20 protein-coding genes are annotated in these 20,780 nt (G+C 36.0%); 7 read left to right on the plus strand and 13 right to left on the minus strand.

The window, feature by feature from the left end; genetic code table 11:
* Positions 1-328 precede the first annotated feature (328 nt).
* Positions 329-1,243, minus strand: coding sequence for a bifunctional molybdenum cofactor biosynthesis protein MoaC/MoaB (gene moaCB / locus IWX80_RS13320; RefSeq protein ID WP_196853856.1), 915 nt, complete (start codon positions 1,241-1,243; stop codon positions 329-331).
* Positions 1,244-1,598: 355 nt separating this feature from the next.
* Between moaCB and IWX80_RS13325 the strand changes: the two genes are divergently transcribed.
* The 4 genes from IWX80_RS13325 (at position 1,599) to IWX80_RS13340 (ending at position 6,286) form a co-directional block, all read left to right on the plus strand.
* Positions 1,599-2,066 (plus strand): (2Fe-2S)-binding protein, encoded by a 468-nt coding sequence (locus tag IWX80_RS13325; RefSeq protein WP_196853857.1) that lies wholly within the window; start codon positions 1,599-1,601, stop codon positions 2,064-2,066.
* A 66-nt stretch (positions 2,067-2,132) separates the two neighbouring features.
* Complete coding sequence (locus IWX80_RS13330; protein WP_196853858.1) at positions 2,133-2,756, plus strand: hypothetical protein; 624 nt, start codon at positions 2,133-2,135, stop codon at positions 2,754-2,756.
* Between the two features lie 42 nt (positions 2,757-2,798).
* On the plus strand, positions 2,799-4,964 hold the full coding sequence (locus IWX80_RS13335) for a molybdopterin cofactor-binding domain-containing protein (protein ID WP_196853859.1): 2,166 nt from the start codon (positions 2,799-2,801) through the stop codon (positions 4,962-4,964).
* 185 nt (positions 4,965-5,149) lie between these two features.
* A complete protein-coding gene (locus IWX80_RS13340; protein WP_196853860.1) occupies positions 5,150-6,286 on the plus strand; it encodes a cysteine desulfurase family protein in 1,137 nt (378 codons plus the stop codon).
* 144 nt (positions 6,287-6,430) lie between these two features.
* On the opposite strand, the gene IWX80_RS13345 is transcribed toward IWX80_RS13340, so the two are convergent.
* From IWX80_RS13345 to IWX80_RS13390, 10 genes are all read right to left on the minus strand, one after another.
* Positions 6,431-6,871: a molybdenum cofactor biosynthesis protein MoaE gene (locus tag IWX80_RS13345; protein ID WP_196853861.1), complete on the minus strand. Its 441-nt coding sequence runs from the start codon at positions 6,869-6,871 to the stop codon at positions 6,431-6,433.
* On the minus strand, positions 6,855-7,976 hold the full coding sequence (locus tag IWX80_RS13350; protein WP_196853862.1) for a ThiF family adenylyltransferase: 1,122 nt from the start codon (positions 7,974-7,976) through the stop codon (positions 6,855-6,857). Before IWX80_RS13350 ends, IWX80_RS13345 begins: the two co-directional genes overlap by 17 nt.
* A gap of 1 nt (position 7,977) precedes the next feature.
* Positions 7,978-8,205 (minus strand): MoaD/ThiS family protein, encoded by a 228-nt coding sequence (locus IWX80_RS13355; protein WP_196853863.1) that lies wholly within the window; start codon positions 8,203-8,205, stop codon positions 7,978-7,980.
* A gap of 106 nt (positions 8,206-8,311) precedes the next feature.
* Positions 8,312-9,046 carry a sulfite exporter TauE/SafE family protein gene (locus IWX80_RS13360; protein WP_196853864.1) on the minus strand — a complete coding sequence of 245 codons (735 nt, stop codon included), beginning with the start codon at positions 9,044-9,046 and terminating at the stop codon, positions 8,312-8,314.
* A gap of 48 nt (positions 9,047-9,094) precedes the next feature.
* A complete protein-coding gene (locus IWX80_RS13365) occupies positions 9,095-10,273 on the minus strand; it encodes a molybdopterin molybdotransferase MoeA (RefSeq protein WP_196853865.1) in 1,179 nt (392 codons plus the stop codon).
* Positions 10,270-10,860 carry a nucleotidyltransferase family protein gene (locus tag IWX80_RS13370; protein WP_196853866.1) on the minus strand — a complete coding sequence of 197 codons (591 nt, stop codon included), beginning with the start codon at positions 10,858-10,860 and terminating at the stop codon, positions 10,270-10,272. Before IWX80_RS13370 ends, IWX80_RS13365 begins: the two co-directional genes overlap by 4 nt.
* Positions 10,857-11,837 (minus strand): GTP 3',8-cyclase MoaA, encoded by a 981-nt coding sequence (gene moaA, locus IWX80_RS13375; protein WP_196853867.1) that lies wholly within the window; start codon positions 11,835-11,837, stop codon positions 10,857-10,859. The genes IWX80_RS13370 and moaA overlap by 4 nt, the downstream gene beginning before the upstream one ends.
* A 10-nt stretch (positions 11,838-11,847) precedes the next feature.
* On the minus strand, positions 11,848-12,966 hold the full coding sequence (locus tag IWX80_RS13380) for an XdhC family protein (protein WP_196853868.1): 1,119 nt from the start codon (positions 12,964-12,966) through the stop codon (positions 11,848-11,850).
* Positions 12,967-13,475: 509 nt separating this feature from the next.
* Positions 13,476-14,165, minus strand: coding sequence for an SIMPL domain-containing protein (locus IWX80_RS13385; RefSeq protein ID WP_196853869.1), 690 nt, complete (start codon positions 14,163-14,165; stop codon positions 13,476-13,478).
* Between the two features lie 50 nt (positions 14,166-14,215).
* Positions 14,216-14,854, minus strand: a complete 639-nt coding sequence (locus IWX80_RS13390; protein WP_196853870.1) for a rhomboid family intramembrane serine protease — start codon at positions 14,852-14,854, stop codon at positions 14,216-14,218.
* 114 nt (positions 14,855-14,968) lie between these two features.
* Here IWX80_RS13390 and IWX80_RS13395 point away from each other — a divergent pair, with 114 nt between their 5' ends.
* Entirely contained in the window at positions 14,969-15,838 is an 870-nt protein-coding gene (locus tag IWX80_RS13395; protein WP_196853871.1) for a lysophospholipid acyltransferase family protein, read from the plus strand.
* A 96-nt stretch (positions 15,839-15,934) separates the two neighbouring features.
* Here the strand turns inward: IWX80_RS13395 and IWX80_RS13400 are convergent, their stop codons facing one another.
* Positions 15,935-17,422: an aminotransferase class V-fold PLP-dependent enzyme gene (locus IWX80_RS13400; RefSeq protein WP_196853872.1), complete on the minus strand. Its 1,488-nt coding sequence runs from the start codon at positions 17,420-17,422 to the stop codon at positions 15,935-15,937.
* A gap of 520 nt (positions 17,423-17,942) precedes the next feature.
* Here IWX80_RS13400 and IWX80_RS13405 point away from each other — a divergent pair.
* Positions 17,943-19,094 carry a saccharopine dehydrogenase family protein gene (locus tag IWX80_RS13405; RefSeq protein WP_196853873.1) on the plus strand — a complete coding sequence of 384 codons (1,152 nt, stop codon included), beginning with the start codon at positions 17,943-17,945 and terminating at the stop codon, positions 19,092-19,094.
* A gap of 94 nt (positions 19,095-19,188) precedes the next feature.
* The gene (locus tag IWX80_RS13410) at positions 19,189-19,749 is read left to right on the plus strand and encodes a 2'-5' RNA ligase family protein (protein ID WP_196853874.1); all 561 of its coding nucleotides are present in this window, start codon (positions 19,189-19,191) and stop codon (positions 19,747-19,749) included.
* A 34-nt stretch (positions 19,750-19,783) separates the two neighbouring features.
* Here IWX80_RS13410 and IWX80_RS13415 read toward each other — a convergent pair whose 3' ends face one another.
* The gene (locus tag IWX80_RS13415; protein WP_196853875.1) at positions 19,784-20,638 is read right to left on the minus strand and encodes an EamA family transporter; all 855 of its coding nucleotides are present in this window, start codon (positions 20,636-20,638) and stop codon (positions 19,784-19,786) included.
* Between the last annotated feature and the right edge of the window lie 142 nt (positions 20,639-20,780).

The following is a 20,780-nucleotide window of genomic DNA, read 5'->3' on the forward strand; positions in this document are numbered from 1 at the left end:
CTGACGTCATCAGACTTATCCACCCTAAATTGGGTAGCTTTGTCTGACATAAATCAGTATTTACTTATTTTCAAATATATAACTTAATACCGAAAATACTGATAAAAAAAAATTAAGTTATCTTTCATTTCCAAAGTAAGTACTTATGCTTGAGGGATTTTACGGAAAACCGTAAAGACATTCTTTTCCGCGAAAGCCCTGGCTCGCTTTTGGATTTAACACAATTCTATCAGCAGTCATGCAATAGCTACAACGTAAATTGCATTTCTCAACTAAGGAAATAGTCAAATAGTTGTGTCTACGTTCAAAATTATCTGCTAAAACAATATTATTTGGTGTCGTGATTATTGCCTTTTAAAATATGAAAAACATGCAGCACATGAGGAAATATGGCATCCATGGATTCCTTTGCGCCATTGGTGGAGCCCGGCAAAGCCAATATCAACGAATTTCCTAAGGTTCCTGCAACGGTTCTGGAAAGCATGGAATACGGCATGCGTTCTTGCCCATAATTGCGTATGGCTTCCTCAATTCCCGGGATTCTGGTTTCTAACAACGGTTCCAGTGCTTGCGGCGTAACATCTCTTGGCGAAAGCCCGGTTCCGCCTGTAAAAATGACCAATTGATTTTCTTTAGCGAAAGCCTTGGTTCGCTCTTGAATTACATCAATTTCATCAGGTATGATTTCGTAATGCGTAGTTTCAACTCCGCTAATTTCCAGTTTTTCAACAATTATTTTACCGGAGCGATCTTGCTTATCTCCCGCAAAAATAGAATCGGAACAAACGAAAACCGCTGCTGTGATTGCAGTTGGCAAACAATTCTTGAAAGAAGATTTTCCGCCTTCTTTATTGATTAATTTGATAGTCGAAATCTCAATATTCTTGTCAATTGGTTTCAGCATGTCGTACATGGTAAGCGCCACAATCGAAGCGCCATGCATTGCCTCGACCTCTACTCCAGTTTTGTACACCGTTTTCACATTAAAAATAATATCAATGCTCAATTCGTTGATTTCATATTCCACCGATGTAAATTCAATTGGAATAGGATGGCAATCCGGAATCGATAAATGCGTGTTTTTCACGGCAAATAAACCCGCCGTTTTTGCCATTTCCAGTACGTTTCCTTTTGGAACCAGATTATTCACAACGGCATCAATGGTGGCTTGAAGACTCACAATCACTGTTGCCTTTGCGGTTGCGGAACGGAGCGTACTTATTTTATGTGTGATATCAACCATTTTTCTATTTTTCAGGTGTAAAGTTTCAAGATAATCCTTATCGATAACCGACATTAAGACTTTCGGCCTTCGACTTTATGACTATTAATTATTTTTCTTCCCGTAAAAGTACTGAAATCAAATTATTGAAGGAATCAAAAAAAGCTTTTTTAGTCTAATATTGCTTCATCCTAATGATAGAAATTAGATTAATAGCCGGATAATATTTGAAAATTATAATCAATTATTTGATTTTCGTTATATTCATTGTTAATATCTGACTACTTTTATTTTTTTTTAGTAAATTTAATCTTTCGCAAATTTTCAACCTGTTTCATCAGGCCCACTTTTAATATTCAATCTAATTTTTATTCCTATGATTACATTAAACGTAAACAATAAAACCTACCAGGTCGATGTAAGTCCAGACATGCCATTACTATGGGTTGTAAGAGATACACTAGGACTCACTGGAACAAAATTTGGTTGCGGTGTGGCCCAATGTGGCGCATGCGTTTTGCATCTTGACGGTGAAGCAGTACGATCTTGCGTGACAAAAGTAAGCAGAGCACAAGGAAAAAAAATCATTACGATTGAAGGATTATCTGCAAACAACGACCATCCGGCGCAACTAGCGTGGGAGGAAATTGATGTCCCTCAATGCGGATATTGTCATTCAGGACAAATTATGTCCGCAGCAGTTTTATTAAGAGAAAATCCAAAACCTACAGATAAGGATATAGATGATGCGATGTCCGGAAACATTTGTAGATGCGGAACTTATCCACGTGTAAAAAAAGCCATTCATTTGGCAGCAGAAATGCAAGAAAAAGATAAAAAATAAAAGGTATTTCAATACACTGAATCAAATTCTTGGAGGAAAATCATCTCCTAACATAATATATTTGCTATGGCTACATTCATAAAAAACAAAACGGTTTCTGTTATCTTTCTTTCTCTCGCAAGTATGGTTGCATTGGGTTGGACTTTAAAACAGGATGATGAAACGAATTATATAAAACTAGATAAAGCAGCGCTCAAAAAAGATAGTATCGCCTCAGTAATGGCATTCAAGAATGTTTACAAGGTTTTAATGAGTCCGCGTTGCGTGAATTGCCATCCAAAAGGCGATGTGCCGCTGCAAGGTGATGACAGCCATTTACATGTTATGGCTCCAAAGAGAGGGTTGGACGGGAAAGGCGTGTATGCAATGAAATGCACAAATTGTCACCAACCTACAAATTCTCCTGGAAAAAATGTACCGCCTGGAAATTCGGTCTGGCACTTGCCTCCTGCTGATATGAAAATGGTTTTTGAAGGTAGAACCGCACATGAACTTGCAAAACAACTAGTAGATCCAGCTCAAAACGGAAATAAGAATATCAAAAAACTCAAGGAACATGCTGACGACTCATTAGTCTTGGCTGGATGGAATCCTGGCGAAGGACGCACCCTTCCTCCAATGAGTCACGCCGAGTTTAAAAAAGAATGGCTCAAATGGCTGAACAATGGCGCCTATGCCCCAGCCAAATAGTTTCTAATGGATTATGTTGTCAAAATAAATAATTTCTAAAGTATGATGGATTCAAAAAACAATATAGATAATACAAGGAGAAGCTTCCTTAAACTCACTGGTTTGGGTGGTGCTGCGCTTTGCATGGGTTTTTATTTACCAAGTGATGCAGCGGTAACTTTAATAAAACCCTCGGATTTAACTGCAGCCGATATTGAAATGTGCGCATGGATACTCATTAATACATCGGGAAAAGTTACCTTAGTAAGCCACCGTGCCGAAATGGGTCAGGGAGCATATCATTCAATTCCACAAATTATCGCTGAGGAACTGGAAGTTAATTTAAAAGATATCGACGTTATTTTTGCGCAAGGAAACGAAAAAAAATACGGAAATCAAATAACCGGAGGCAGTTCAACCATCAGATCTTCTTATAAGAGGTTACTTCAGCTGAGTGCCACGGCACGTGAAATGCTGATTTCAGCAGCAGCTTTGCAATGGAAAGTATCCGTGGATGATTGTTATGCCGAAGCTGGAAATGTAATACACCGACCATCTGCTAAAAAAATGCACTACGGAGAACTCGTACTGCAAGCTTCAAAACTAGAGGCACCAAAAAATCCAAAACTTAAAAAAATATCTGAATATAAGCTGATTCGTCAGCCATTACACCGTCTGGATACGCCCATGAAACTAAATGGAAGTGCCATCTTTGGTTTGGATAAAAAGATTCCCGGAATGCTATATGCTGCCGTGGAAAGAAACCCAAGACTACGCGGAAAAGTAAAAAGCTTTGACGATTCCGAAGCAAAAAAAATACCCGGAGTAAAAAACATTTTCGTCGTAAAAATGATGGTACACAATACTATTCGGGAAGGTGTAGCTGTTGTGGCTGATTCTACGTGGGCAGCGTTAGAAGGAAAAAAGGCTTTGCGAGTAACATGGGATGATACCGGATTTGAACATGTAAATAGTCCTGAAATTTTCAAACGTCAGGAAGATTTTTTAAAAACAAAAGAAGGATTACCTCTTAAATCTCAAGGTAATCCGACCGCAATCATAGAAAAATCAAAAAAGAAAGTTGACGTAATTTATCAGACACCTTATCAATCCCATAGCTGTATGGAACCTCTGAATTGTATTGCCCATTTCCAAGGAGATAAGGTAGAAATTTGGGGTCCGATTCAAGCGCCTGGGTGGGTTCAGGATTTTATAAGTACCCAAATGGGAATTGCAAAAGACAAGGTAATTGTCAACATGACTTTTCTTGGTGGTGGTTTCGGAAGAAAAGCCTTTACGGATTATCCACATGAAGCTGTCCTGATTTCAAAAGAAATTGGTGCTCCGGTTCAAGTAGTTTGGTCAAGGGAAGATGATTTAAAACAAGGACCTTATCGACCAGGAATCTCTTACCGCTGTGAAGGAGTGATTTCAGAAGGGAAAATTGAGGCACTTAAATTTAGAATGGCGGGCCAAAATAACGACCACTGGAGTGGAGGAAAAAAAGACGTACCTAATGAGAGCACAAGCGAGGGATTCTTAGAACCCTACTACGCAAGCATCAAAAATTTAAGTATTTCAGATGTTCCATTTGAAACACCGCTGCCAACAATGTGGTGGCGTTCCGTATATGCATCCACCAATGGATTTGCCTATGAGAGTTTTATGGACGAAATGGCAGTAGAAGCTGGCAAAGATCCTCTCGATTTTAGAAGAACTCATCTACAAGACGAAAGATGCCAAAAACTAATCGATAAAATGGAAGAAGTTTCCGGCTGGAAAAAAAGAAATAAAAATGAAGGTTACGGTGTAGCCATTACAGAATGTTTCAAATCAACAGTAGGTCACATCGTAAAAGTATCAAAAAATGCCTCTGGTGGTGTCAAGATTGACAAAGTTTGGGCTGTTATGGATTGTGGATGGTATGTAAATCCTGATATCATTCGCGCACAAGTCGAAGGTTCTATAGTCATGGGACTTGGTGCGGCTACAATACATGAAATCACGTTCAAAGATGGTAAAGTAGAACAAAACAATTTCTATGATTATCCAATGCCTCGCATTACGGATATTCCAGCAATAGAAGTATATATTATAGAAAATGAAGAAGATGCAGGCGGAGTTGGTGAACCTGCCCTTCCTCCTTTTGCACCTGCACTGACAAATGCCATTTTTGACCTGACTGGCAAAAGAATACGAAAATTACCTTTCAGCCTTGCAACGGTATAATCAAGACCTTTATTAGCTAAGATTGTTCAGTATTTCTGGATGATCTTAGCTAATTGTTTTTTTTTGAAGGCCAAAGATAATTGCAATAATTCAAATCCTTCTGCAGCAGCCGATTTCTAAAAATTTCACAATTATCAAGATTCGTACATTCCCCAAAAAGTAGATGTACAACAATAGCGTAAACAATGCCCATTCAAGAAATAATTTATCTAGACAATAATTCCACAACACGCATTGATAATCGTGTATTGGACGCAATGCTTCCGTATTTTACGGATTTTTATGCCAATGCAAGCAGTAGCCATCTTGCAGGATTAACAGTGAATGAAGCGGTCGAAATGGCAAGTTGGCAAACAGCAGAATTAATTGGAGCGAAACCTCATGAAATTGTTTTTACATCAGGAGCTACCGAAGCCATAAATCTAGCAATTAGAGGACTTTTAACTGAAAATCGCAAACAAATTATAACCGTAACCACTGAACACAAAGCGATTTTGGATACCTGTATTTTTATGGAAGCCATCGGATTCGAAGTTACCTATCTGCCAATAAAAGAAAACGGCATGCTGGATTTAGGTATTTTAGCGCAAGCCATCTCCGAAAAAACTTTGCTAGTACTGGTCATGATGGCAAATAATGAAACCGGAACACTTCAGGAAATTAAAAAAATCGGAGAAATTGCTCATTCAAAAGGGGCACTTTTTTTATGCGATGCCACTCAGGCAGTAGGTAAAATTCCAATTGATGTCACTGATTTAGGAATAGATCTTATGCCTTTCTCCGCACATAAATTTTACGGTCCAAAAGGTATTGGCGCATTATTTATTTCAAATAAAGCAAAAATAAAATTAGAACCGCAAATTACAGGCGGTGGCCAGCAAAAGAACAGAAGAAGTGGCTCCATGAATGTTCCAGGAATTATTGGAATTGGAAAAGCCTGCGAAATTGCGAAATCAGAAATGGAAATCGACAGCCAGAGGATAGCAATACTGCGCGACCTCCTTGAAACCGAATTACTTAAAATCAAGGATTCTTTTGTAAACGGATGTACTCAAAACCGGCTGTACAATACTTCAAACATTTGTTTTCCGGGCGTAAATGCTGAAAATTTAATTCTTGCGTTGGGAAACATTTCGGTTTCTAATGGTTCTGCTTGTTCCGCAGTTATCTCAAAGCCTTCGCATGTTTTGAAAGCGATAGGTCTTTCCGACGAAAATGCTTTAAGCTCCATAAGATTCAGTTTGGGCCGATTTACGACTTTTGAAGAAATCGAAACCACAATTGCTACAATTTCAAAGTTAGTACAGCAATTGAAATCATAAAAAAAATCTGCTTTACAGGATTTAATTTTAAGACGATAATTAAATTCAGTCAGCAAATTGCTTCGCTAATTTTTGCGTAGTATTCAAAATTGTTTTTTTTACTACGTAATTTTTTCGATACCAATATGTGCAATATTCATAGTTTTAGCGATTTACTTTCCACTGATGTGATTCGTCATTAAAAATTTCTTTGCCCCAAATCGGGAGTTCAGCTTTAACACGTTCCACGATTTCATTGCAGCCTTCTATTGCAACAGCTCTGTGTTTTGAAGAGGTAAAAACGAATAGGCAAATTTCACCAGCATTTACAACACCTAGACTGTGATAAACATGCATACACGTCAAGTCGTACTTAGAAAACACCGCTTCCCTGATTTCATGCATTTTGTCTAAAGCCATTTTTTCATAAGCGGTATATTCAATGGCTTGCACTGTGGCACCATCGATTACATCTTGCCGAATTTGCCCTAAAAAAATACTGTGTGCTCCAATATCTTTTTTGGATGAATGCTTGGCGATGCTATCTGAAATAAATGTCGGATGTATCGCTCCTTCAATAAAAATGTTTTTAATTGTCTTGCGCATTATATTTATCTTGTAATTCCATTATGCCGTCTTTTAAGTGGCGAATTGTTTTAGTTGTTCCGAATTTCTCTGTTAAAATTGCTGCTGCTTTCAAGCTCCTTTTTCCACTTTGACAAAATAGCAGAATATTTTTTTCATTAATAGCATCCATTTTGATGCTCAATTCAGATAAAGGAATGTTTATGCAACGAAAATCCGCTTTAGGAAGTTCGTCCTTTTCTCTTACGTCAATTACAATAGTATCCGAAATAGTACTTTTACTTACAAAATCAGCTGGAGAAAGTGCTTCAATTTCTGTAATTGAAACACCGCAGAGCCAATCATAATCCATCGCTTTAAAAGCAATTTCGGTTTTAGGTATCAGATTATAAGCAGCACTTCCAACTGTGATTTCCAAAATAAAAATTTCATGATTTAACAAATTGTATGTCAGTAATTTATTAAGCAAGACCTCTCCTATTTTTGTAAGTAATTTAATAACTTCGGCGGCCTGCATGACTCCGATTATTCCGGGTAAAACTCCCAAGACTCCCGCTTCATTACAATTTTGTATTTCGTCAGGATGTGGAGGATTTGGAAACAAATGTCGGTAGTTTGCTTTCACTCCATTTTTATCCTTAACGTTAAAAACCGCGACTTGACCTTCATATTGATAAACAGCTCCAAAAACCAATGGTTTATCTAACAAAACACAAGCATCATTTATCAGGTATCGTGAGGCAAAATTATCGGTACAATCAACTACAATGTCGAAATTTACAATTATCTCAAGCGCGTTTTTTGAGCTTATTGCTGTATTATAAATTGTGATCTTTGTTTCAGGATTGAGCCTTTTGAGCTTTTCTGCGGCCACTTCGACTTTAAATTTACCAATATCATCCGTTGTATACAAAACTTGACGTTGCAGGTTACTTACCGAAACGATGTCGTTATCTACAATTCCAACTTCACCAATCCCCGACGCTATAAGATACTGCAAAACCGGACATCCCAAACCACCGGCACCAATTAATAACACTTTGGCGACAGCCAATTTTTGTTGCCCTTCTTGCCCAAAATCTTTTAGAGAATAATGGCGATCATATCGAGCATTATAATTTTCCATACTATCCTCCTGAATAAGGTGGCATAAGCGCTACCGTGTCATTTTGTTTTAATTCTAAATTTCCTTGAATTACTTTCATATTTACTGCAACCGCATATTTCCTGTCGGCCAGCTCGGGAAAAAGTTCTTGCAATGTCACTTTCAGAGAATCAACATCACTCGCTTGCACAGTAATTTGTTTTCCTGTAAGTTCCGCTATTGAGCCGAAGGCTATAATTTTTATTTCCATTTTTTTTACCTGAATACTATTATTTTACTGATTAACAATTACTTGTATGTTTTAAAATTCACTATTTGCTTGAAATAAAGATACTGATTTTAAATTTCTGCATGTGCTATGCTCTTGTGAATATTAATTTATAAGAAGCCAAAAGTAAAACTGTCGCCAATACGTATTTTAAAACATTATGGTTAAATCTTTTAGCGCCTAAATAAGCACCCAAAAATCCGCCAATAAAAGCGACAATAACATACAATACCATATCTTTTGTAAATGAAATTCCCTGTGTGAGCATCCCACCAAGGCCGGCAACTGAATTTACGAATATAAATGCAGCGCTGATAGCTGCAGTCTGTTTTTGATTAGTCCAATGCAATAACAGCAAAATAGGCGAAAGAATAATTCCTCCACCAATACCAATCATTCCGGAGAGTAAACCAACAATACCACCTATGAAAATCGCAATGAAAACCTTGTGCGACTTCAATTCATTGTCTTCCACATTTTTGAAAAAGAAAAAACGGAGGACTGGAAAAAGCAATAAAACTCCGAGAATTCGCTTGTAAATATTTTCTTCAACAGTTATCATTCCGCCAATAAATGCCAATGGAATTGACGCGGCAGCCATAGGAATAAAAATTTTATATTTAAAGTAACTTCCTCTATAATAATGCGTAAAAGAAGTTATCGAAACAAAAAGATTAAGTATTAATGCTGTTGGTTTCATTTCCTCTGGTGCAATACCATAAATAGCCATCAAGGCTAAATAGCCGCTTGCTCCACCATGCCCGACGGCTGCATATAAAAAGGCAACAAAGAAGAGGATTACATAAAATAGTTCTACAGACATAGGATTATTGCTTCAGGCGGAATTTAAATATATTTATTATAATAATGCCTACAGAGACAACAAATGAACCGTGACAATAGCGCCAGCTATACAACCAATGGACTCTTCCGGAAGAATAATAAAACAGTTAGCTTGCGCAAAAGAATGTAAACGAAAAGATTCTTGTGCATGCAAAGGAGTTACTTTTCCATTGCTGTAAAATGCTTTTAAAAAATGAGTCAATCCAGCAGGCTTCGGATAATCGTGTGTAACAGAAGCTGTGATTTCTGTCAGACTGGAGTGCAATCCCATACTATTTTCCAATGCAGGAAGAACATATTCATAAAAGCAAGTCAACGATGATGACGGATTTCCGGGAAGTCCAAAAACCAACTTGTCTTCTTTTGTTCCAAAAAACAGTGGCTTGCCTGGCTTTTGCTTTATTTTATGAAATTTTTCTTCAACTCCGCACGATTGGGCAGCTTGCGTAACAAAATCATAATCACCCACGCTAACGCCTCCGTTTAGTAAAACAACATCATTAACTTCAAGTGCATTTTGTAATACTTTCCGGAGTTCTTCAGGATCGTCTTCAGCCGTTAGCACCATACAGTTTTTTATTCCAATTTTATTCAAAGCAGCTTTTAATTGAAACGAATTGGCTTCATAAACCTGACCAAATTCTAAAGGATTACCCGGCTTTTGCAACTCATTCCCGGTAAGAATAATGGCCACCTTTGGCGGAGCATAAACTGAAACTTCAATACAACCGATTCCTGCTAAAAAACCAATTGCCGCAGCAGAAAGATACGTTCCTGAAACCATTGCAATCTCACCTTCCTTTACCTCAGCTCCCTTAGAACGAACATTTGAACCCTGTTTTAAGTTGTCATCCTGAACAATTAACAGATTATTTTCAAAGCGAATCTTTTCCTGCATTACTACAGTGTCAGCATCTAAAGGCAAAGGTGCCCCAGTAAAAATTCTTGTAGCTTCGCCTTTATTTATTTTTATTTGCTCCGAAGTTCCTGCTGCCATTTCACCTATCACTTTAAGTAAAATACCCTTATCTTCGTATTTTAAAGCATATCCGTCCATAGAAGATTGCGCGAAGTTAGGGATGTCAGTAGTTGCTATTATCGGCTTTGAAGTTACCAACCCAAAAGCTTCGGAAAGCGGTAAAAGCACACTTTTTTTTGGCAAAGCTGCCTCAATAATAATTTGTTTCGCTTGTTTTACGGAAATCATCTTAGTTTTATCAGTTGTTCATAATCGGCTATCGTGTCAATATCAGTAGCGCCTTCTTCAAAATTTATTTCAGCAACATCTTCTTTAAATTCCAGCAATAGCTTCTTTGCACCTTCATTTCCTGAAAGTTTCAGCAACTTACCGAAATACTTTTTTGTAAACAATACCGGTATTCCCAAAGTATCAGAATACGCCGAAGCAACGATTCCTTTATCCGTACGCTTTTGTATTTCTATTAATTGACGAAATATGGAAGCATTAATAAATGGCTGGTCACAAACTGAAACTATACAATTATTTATATCTGGAAATGTGAATAACAGCTGCTGAATGCCAAAATTTAGTGATGAGCCCATTCCTTTTTCCCAATTTGGATTGTTGCAAGTTATACTCGGATGGAGTTCTCTTTCGATTTCAATTTTTTTTGAACCTGTGACCACAATGGTACTGCTGCTCACTTTAAGAGCTTGTCCCAAAGTATGATTTAACAACGTATTGCCATTAAATTCCAAAAGTTGTTTTGGCTGTCCCAATCGGGAAGAATTTCCAGCTGCCAATATTAGTATCCCTGTTTTTTCCGTCATCATCCGCCAATTGTTATCATACTTCGGTTTTCTAATTTACTGGCATCGATATTTTCAAAAACACCGCTAAATTGCCCTCCCAAAGCTTTGGCTTTTGCTAAAATAGTTTCTTCAATCAAAGGCAAAATAGCTTCTCCCTTGCGCAATGCTCCAAGCAAATCCGTTTCACTTTTAGAAAACAGACAATTTTTTAATTTTCCATCAGCTGTCAGTCGCATGCGATTGCAAGTATCGCAAAAAGGAGCGCTCATCGTACTAATTACAGCAAATGAGCCGCTATGACCGGGAATCATATATCGCTTTGAAGTATCATTTGGCTCCGATTCCAAAGGAATTGCATCATAGGCAGATGCCACTTCAGACAAGATTTCATGTAATGTAAAAACTTGGTTGCTAGTCCAGTGGTTACCACTAAAAGGCATGAATTCAATGAAGCGCACTTCAATATTATTATGTTTAGTCAATGCAATAAAATCCAAAATTTCATTGTCATTCAAGCCTTTCATAACCACAACATTTATTTTCACCCGAATGTCATGTTGCAATAACAATTCGATATTGCTTCGCACTTGATGGTATAAATCTCTTCTTGTAATTTTCAAAAATTTATCAGCCTGCAAAGTATCAAGGCTGATGTTTATCGCTCTAATATTGGCTCCCAAAAGCTCATCAAGCATTTCATGAACTCGGATTCCGTTTGTGGTTATGGCGAGTTCGACTCCTAATTTCCCTAAAGATTCGATAATTTTTGGGGCATCTTTGCGCACAAGAGGTTCACCTCCGGTCAAGCGTATTTTTTTGACGCCATTTGCTACAAATAATTTCGCTATGGTTTCTATTTCATCAACCTGCATCAGTTTTGACGCTGGTGCAAAAGCATATTTTTCTTCTGGCATACAATAAAAACAGCGCAGGTTACAGTTGTCAGTGAGTGAAATCCTGAGGTAATCATGTACGCGTCCGAAGGTATCTTTTATCATTTTCTATCTTTTAAACCGCATTCGCAGCCTGATGTATTTTTTCTTTTTTAAATTTCAAAGAAGTTCCATTTTTTCCTTCCATCACCGCTTTTATTTCTACCACAATTGATAGCGCAATTTCCTCAGAAGTTTCCGCGCCAATATCAAGCCCGACAGGTCCGTAAATTCGTCCAAGCTGCTCATCAGTTAGTGTAATTCCTTGTTGGGCTAAATCATTAAACATTCGCTCGAGTTTTATTTTTGGACCTAAAACACCAATGTAACTACAGTTGGTTTTAAGAAGCAATTCCAACATCTCGAGGTCATATTTATAATTATGAGTCATTAAAACAGCAAAAGTTCGTGCATCAATCACAACGCTTTCAAGGAGTTGTTGCGGCTTGGCTACAATAACTTTTTTTGCATCGGGAAAACGTTTTTCAGTAGAATGAGTTGCCCTTCCATCTCCTAAAGTTACTTCCCAACCCAGAAAATCAGCCATTTTAGCAAGAGGTTGTACATCATTTCCAGCACCTGCAATTAGCAACGTTACTGGCGGAGCAACATATTCCATCAATACTTCGTGAGTCTTGTTGTCGATTATTGTTGTATTGATGATTGATGTTTTAGTATGTACTACCTTCTTTAAATAGGAATGTAAAATTGTAAAATCGTTTGGCAAGATATCCGTTTCATCTCTGTATAAAAATTGGGTCCCGATTTGTGGTGCATTTCTATTTAAAGAAAAAAGGATTAGAATCACCGCTTCTTTCCGGACTGTTTCTAATTTTTTGAGCAATTCAATCGGATTATTCGCATCCTCTTCATTTATGTATTCAAACAGAATATGGACGATGCCGTTACAGCCCAATTGCACTCCAAATTTGACGTCATCTTCGTTGCTGGTATCGTAAGTAATCAACTTGTTTTGCTTTTGATTGATGGCAAGAAGTGCTTTTCGCAACGCATCACCTTCAAGGCATCCACCACTTATTGCACCGGTCAATAATCCATCATCTGTAACGAGCATTCGTGCTCCAGGTTGTCGATAGGAAGAGCCTTCAACCTTGACAACTGTTGCCAAAGCAGATTTTTTTCCTGCAGATTTTGCTAAAGCATATGATTTTAAAATATCACTAACCTCTTTCATTACTCTATTTTTTTTCTCCGGTTAATTTCTTATCCTATTTTATCCTAAAAATTAAATATAAATATAAAATCAGAAAATAATAGCCTACTTACTTTATCTGTTTCCATAAAATTTAAACCTGTTTTCTAAAGTCCATACTACTGTAAAAACTATTGAAAGTAAATGTATCGCTTTGGTTGTCTAAATAATTACGAAATTTAAACATTTTATTACGCAAATCAAATATATTTAGCGAGAACGCACTTCGGGATAGATAATTGCAAAGTGTTCCAATTAACAAACCTTATTCGTTAAAATTTCATCGAGAAATCGAAGAGAACAAAATTGGAATGGCTCCTTTTTGTCTAGTTTCTTTTACAAAACGAATTAGATTATAGCGAAACATTTCGGTCAAATATAAATACTTTAAAAAAAACACCATAAAAAAAATCGGAACAGGCGTACCTATTCCGATTTTGAATAATCTAAAATTATAAATTTTTAAACTACATTACAGCAATTATATTTTTTTATTCTAAAATAAAACTTACTGTAACATTAGCTGTAATATTGATTTCCCCTACCGCAAGCGTTTCTCTAGGTGCATCAGCATCACTTCTTTCAATTGTTTTCATTGCTGAATACATCGGTTGCGGATAAAACGTTTGTGAATTATCAGATATAGTCATCGCGCGACCCACTTTTTGTCCTAAAACAGAAACATAATCTTCCGCTTTCATTTTTGCCTCTTTCATTGCTAATTTCCTAGCTTCCGATTGATATTGCGCTAATTTTGAAGATTGAAAAGTAACGTTATCAATTCTATTAATTCCTTGGTCTACCAAGCCTTCCATCAATTCATCATATTTTGATAAATCTCTCAATAGAATTTCTATGGTTTGAGTAGCATTATAACTGTGTTTCTTTTTTTCGTAATCGTATTGTGGATTCAATGAAACTCGCTGCGTTTTATAATCAGCAGGTGCCAAGTTCATTTTTTTAATAAACTTAATAACAGCCTCTATCTTTTCATCATTTTGTTTTTTTACATCTTTAGCATTATTCCCTTTTGTCTCAACAGTTACTGCTATAGTAGCTTGATCCGGAACAACCTTTACTTTACCTTCTCCGTTTACATTTATTTGAGGAATTTGCTTCACTTCTTGTCCATAAGAAATAGAAACAAATAGAATAGACAGAATCAATAGTGCTTTTTTCATTTTTATATAATTTAATTGTTTGTACTAATTCCTTTTCAAAAGTTATGCCATTATAGTTTTCCCATTTTTTCCATCACAAAAAGAATGACTATAGGAATAGCCAATAATATCACCATCAAAGTATGATCTACTAACAAAGCAGGTTCTTTCAGTAAAGTAATCAAATAACCTCCTACAGCACCCCCAAAATGTGCCGTATGACCAATATTATCATTCTTAGCTTTCATTCCGTAAATAGAATACAGCAAATAAAGGATTCCAAAAATGTAAGCAGGCATTGGAATAATAAAGAAGATTCCCAGCATCATATCCGGTTGCAGCAATATTGCCGAATATAAAACACCTGTTACTGCTCCAGATGCTCCTACAGCCCTGTAACCATAATCATTTTTATGAAAAACCATTGTTAAAAGACTTCCGAAAATTAAACTTCCAAAATAGACCAGCAAAAACGAGAAATCACCTAAATAACTAATAACGACAGGAGCAAAAAACCAAAGCGTCAGCATATTAAAAATTAAATGAGTCATATCAGCATGCAGAAAGCCAGAAGACAACATTCTGATTTGTTCTCCTGAACGAATACTTCCAACATGAAATTCATATTTTCTAAAAAAAGAAAGGTCATTAAATCCTTTGTAACTAATTAAAACATTTACAACAATTATTGCTATTAAAATGATATTCATAAAGTGTGTTTATTGTGAATTGTAAAGATAGTGATTCCCAAATACGTATACAGTACCCGATCAAAATTTATCTCGACAATCATTTTTAAAGTATATTTGCAAAAAAAAATCTGCATGCAATTCCTTATTTTTATTATTGCTTACCCCTTTCTTTGGATAGTTTCTATATTGCCATTTCGTGTTTTCTATGGATTGTCAGATGGTGTTTATTTTTTAGTATACCACGTGATAGGATACCGTAAAAAAGTTGTTCGTACAAACCTAGTCTTGGCTTTGCCACACCTTAATGATGAAGAACGTCTTGTTATAGAAAAAAAATCATACCATCATTTATGCGATATGTTTATGGAAATGATAAAAACCATGACAATTTCATCGGAAGAAATGAACAAAAGATTTACAATCACAAATCTGGAAGTTATCAAAGAATATGAAGAAAAAGGCAAAAGTATCATGCTTATCGCTTCGCATTATGCAAGTTGGGAGTGGCTGATTACATTGAATCAAAAAATATCTTTTAGAGGAGTAGCAGTTTATAAAAAATTAGCCAATAAATATTTTGATAAGCTCGTTAGAGACATTCGCTCTAAATATAATACTGAATTAGTTCCTACTAGCAAGACAATTCCATTGATTGCTCACAATCAAAAAAATAATATTCATTGTGTATATGGATTAGCGAGTGATCAATCCCCAAAAGCGGATAGAATATTTCACTGGAAGAGTTTTATGGGTATTGAAGTTCCAGTACACACAGGACCTGAAATGCTGGCCAAAAAATATGACATGACCGTTGTTTTTGCAAAAGTCAGAAAGATCAAAAGAGGATATTATGAACTTACAATAATCCCAATTAGTGACAATCCTAACTCCGTACCCAATTTTGGAATTACAGATGCGTACATTAATGAAGTAGAAAAGCAAATTCTGGAAGCTCCAGAATATTATTTCTGGACACATAAAAGATGGAAACACAGGCGATAGTATTAAATCGCTGTTTTCAGTTAAAAAAAATCACTAATTCAAAAACATACGCTTTTGAAATTAGTGATTTTTTTTAATTTTAAAAGTTCAATTCTGTTATAATGAAAACCAGTTTTTTACCAATTCATCCTCTAAAGGTTTCGCGTTCTTATTTACAAACTCATTTGTAGAAGGATTATATGCATAATCTAAAGCCCAAGTTTTATGGTTTTCAGCTAATGCTTTTATTCCGTTACAAACAAATTCAATTTCAGCATTTGTAGTTGTTGGATGAATAGACATCCTGATCCAGCCCGGTTTTCTGATTAAATCTCCAAGCGTAATCTCGTCAATTAATTTATGGGAAGTTTCTTGGTCAACATGCAATAAAAAGTGTCCGTATGTTCCCGCACAACTGCAACCGCCACGAGTTTGAATTCCGAATTTATCATTCAATAATTTCACACCCAAATTAAAATGCAAGTCTTCTACAAAGAAAGAAATCACTCCTAATCTATCGTGATGCTGTCCTGCAAGGATTTTTATGTTGGAAACATTCCCTAATTCCGAGAAAATATAATCTACTATTTCGTGCTCTCTTTTTAAGATATTTTCAATCCCCATTTGCTCTTTCAACTGAACAGCCAATGCGGTTTTTATCACCTGAAGAAAACCCGGAGTACCACCATCTTCCCTATCTTCAATATTATCGATGTATTTATGTTCTCCCCAAGGATTTGTCCAACTTACCGTTCCGCCACCTGGATTATCAGGAACTAAATTTTGATATAATTTTTTATTAAATACTAAAACACCGCATGTTCCGGGTCCACCAAGGAATTTATGTGGTGAAAAGAAAATGGCATCCAAATAACTTTCAACATCTTCAGGATGCATATCGATTTTCACGTAAGGTCCTGAACAAGCAAAATCAACGAAACAGAGTCCGTTATGTTGATGCATTATTTTTGCCACTTCATGATACGGCGTTCTGATTCCCGTAACATTCGAACATGAGGTAATAGAAGCTATTTTAAAAGGTCGTTCTTTATATTTTTCTAATAAAAATTCAAGATTTTCTATGCTGAACAATCCATCTTCCGTTGAAGGAATAACTTCAACATCAGCAATAGTCTCTAACCAAGATGTTTGATTCGAATGGTGTTCCATGTGCGAAATAAAAACAATTGGTTTCTTTTCGGCTGGAATAGTGATGAAATTTTTTAAGTTTTCGGGTACTTTTAAGCCCAAGATTCGTTGAAATTTATTGACAACACCTGTCATTCCTGTTCCATCAGTAATCAAAACATCATCAGCACTTGCATTCACATGATGTTTGATAATGTGACGCGCCTGATGATACGCTTTAGTCATTGCAGTTCCTGAAACAGTGGTTTCTGTGTGCGTATTGGCCACAAAAGGACCAAATTGATTCATTAATTTTTCTTCAATAGGACGATATAAACGACCGCTGGCTGTCCAATCCGTATAAATAATTTGTTTGTGTCCATAAGGAGATTCAAACTCTTGATTTATTCCGATTATGTTATCGCGAAACTGCTGAAAGTATTGCTCTAATTGTGTTGGCGCTTCTTTGGTAATCATTGTATCTCTAATTTGAGTTCAAAGATATTGATTTTATATAAATCATTCTCTAATCTTTCTATCGCATCAACACTTTTTCTAATCTCAATCAGTATATGATGAACTTCATTTGCATCAAGCAACAAAATAAATTCTTTTAATGAAACTATTTCGCTCATCAAAAAATAAACAATGCTATTTCATAAAGCTATCTTTCTTCAAAAGTGACATAACTTATAATATTTCACAGCTAATTAATGAATTAGCAGACAAATTTATTTAATCTAATCAACACCTTTAATCTAATTAATTATGCGATTTTTAGCTTGGCCGTCCGGGCAGGCTATTCACTACAAGTCCGCAGGAATAAGTCCATAAAATAAAACCTCAAACGAGCTTCCTTCGGTCGCTGTTTTCGTGTTTATTTTATAAAAGGACTTTTTCCTTTGCGGGCTTTTTGTTGCTATCCTTGACAGGAAATCGATATTCCTTAGTTGCCAAATCACTATTCTAAACCAATAAAAAATGGTATCTTTAAAATATGAAAAAACATCACACTATTATTATTGCTGGAGCCGGCGGAATTGCCGAAGCTGTTGGTCTGATATTAATGGAATGGAGCACCGTAGCGCCAACAATTTTCATTGGTGATCGAAGCCCTTCAAAAGCTCAAAAAGTAGCTCAATGGATTCAAGAAGGAACAACAAAAAATGGATCAATTCAGGATTTTCATCTTGCAGAAAATGGTTTAACTGAGGAAATGAAAGCAATCCTGAGTCAAGGAGACATTATTCTTGACTGCTTACCAGGTAGCCAAGCACCAAGAATAGCGCAATTTGCAAAAGATTACAACCTTCATTACGCCAACCTAACTGAATATGTTGCTGAAACCGAACAAATAATAGCTCTGGCAAAAGACGCCAAAACTGGTTTTATACTCCAAACCGGCTTAGCTCCAGGATATATCGATTTACTCGCTAATGGGCTTTTCCAGCAATTTTGCAAAGATTTTGAAGTAGATGTTGTAGACAAACTGGAATTTAAGGTAGGAGCGCTAACCAATCATGCCGTTGCTCCACATTATTATGGCTTTACGTGGAGTCCCGTTGGTGTGGCTACGGAATATATAAAAGACACTATCGTACTTCGGGATTTCAAAAAAACAAATCGGCCATCTCTATCTGAAAGGGCAAAAATCATTATTGACGGAATCACTTACGAAGAAGATCTTACATCAGGTGGTGCTGCGGATCTGCCAGATGCATTGTTTGGAAAAGTACGTTCACTCGATTATAAAACCTTACGTCATCCAGGACATTATGCGTGGATACAAGCGCAACTAGATGATTTAGATAACACAGCAGATACCATTAAAAGCCTACAAGAAAAAATGGAAGCCATAATTCCACATGTTGAGGATGACCAAATTGTTTTGTATGCTGCCGTAGAAGGGAAAGATGCATCAGGGGTTTTACGAAGACGAGAAATTGCCAAGCGGATTCTTCCGCAAATCGTAGGAAAACATCAATTACGGGCAATACAAACCACAACTGCAGCGCCATTAGCACAAGTAGCACAACTTTTACTTGAATCGTCTCTCAGCGGAGTGATTCTCCAAAGCCAAATTGATCCAATAGCATTTTTGAATGGTAATTATATTGTACCCGTTTATGGTAAAGTATTAACTAAATAAAACATTAAGACATCGTAACGTAGTTTGAAATCTTAATTAAATTCATCGACTTTTCAGCAAATTTCCTTTTAGCGTCATCTTATATTTTTTCAAAATGGAAAAAAAATATTCAATAGCCTTCTATACTTCGGAAACCATAATAGTATTGGTGAAAGCTATGAAGGAAAAATTATTTGAGAAAGTAAGATGGTTTAACAGTAAAAATTCTGTCGCTCATATTACGATTTGTGAATTCATAGCTACCGACACTGCTATTGAAATTATCAAAAATAAACTAAAGCTGTTATGTGATACTTTTGAACCTTTTGAAGTTTATCTGAATGGTTTTGATTCGTATTCCAATGGCGCTTTTGTTATTACTCCCAATGAAGATTCCAAAATCAAGCTAAAAGTGATAATGAAAAAAGTTACTAAATCGCTTCGTTCCATAAAAACAAAAAAAAGTAGTGCTCCTCATATATCAATCGCCCGTAAACTTAAACCTGATAATTTTGAAATTGCAAAACACTTATTTACAACAGTAAATACTTCGTTTTTATGCGATACTATTGTTCTTCGCGAGTATAATCCTATTATAACGCAGTTTTTCATTACGAATACCTTTAAATTCAATAATAATTCGCAACCTGAATTTATACAAGGAAAGCTTTTTTAACTGAAATTTTTTAGCTCATATGATTTACTTTATTTTAAACGGTCTGCGACAGTACTATTAAAACAATCGCAATCAAAGCTAAAAAGAGACCTGCATAATTCATTTTTGTTAGTTTTTCCTTAAAAACAAAAATTCCAACAAGGCTTCCAATCACTATAACTCCCATATTCATACCTGCAAAAACCGTTGAAGGATTTTCAGCGAAAACTTTATGCGCTTTTAGATAGAAAAGTATGTTTCCAAAATTGAAAATCCCCACCAAACCTCCAAAAATAATATTTTTGAAGTTTAATGGAATTCTAGTTCTTATCAAGTCGTAAATAACGGCGCCAATCATAATCAACAACGCAATTCCAAAAACAACAAATAATGACGTTGTATATGGTAAAGTAGTGTGAAGAGCAATTTGCTTGAAAAGGATGTCTATAATTCCAAATCCAAGTAAAACTACCGCAGGATAAATCCATTTATCTTCTGTTTTTTCGGAAGGTTTAGCAAGAATTAACAAAAGCGCCGGAAATGCTACCAACAGCGCTGCTATTTTTAGTATATTAAAATCCTCTTTGAATAGCAGCCAAGCAGCCAAAATAGGAATAAATAAGGAAAGCCTTTGGGCAGCATCTGTTTTTACAATCCCTACTTGTTTGATTGAAGCCGCCAAAAAAAGAAAGATAGTAGGCAACAAAATCCCAAGAGGAACATAAATCCCCCAAGGTGCCAAAGTTACTAAGTTTGTTATATCAGGACTGAAGAAAAAATAACAAAGAATAAGCGCAAATACATAATTCCAAGCAACAATTTGAATAGGACTGACTTCATATCTGCGAGCCACTTTAAACAACACTCCAACAGTGACACTGCAAATAATACTTAAAATAAGAAATAACATAGTAAATTTTTAGAGTGCAAAATTACCATATATTGTCCTTTCAAATGCTGCTTTTATAAAATTTAAATATGAATTCTGTTCCTCATAGCAATTGATGACTTCACTAAACAGTTGAGTTAATAACAAATATTTGGATTAGTGT

It is taken from the genome of Flavobacterium sp. CAN_S2 (assembly GCF_015752255.1).
In the GTDB taxonomy this organism is placed as follows: Bacteria; Bacteroidota; Bacteroidia; order Flavobacteriales; family Flavobacteriaceae; genus Flavobacterium.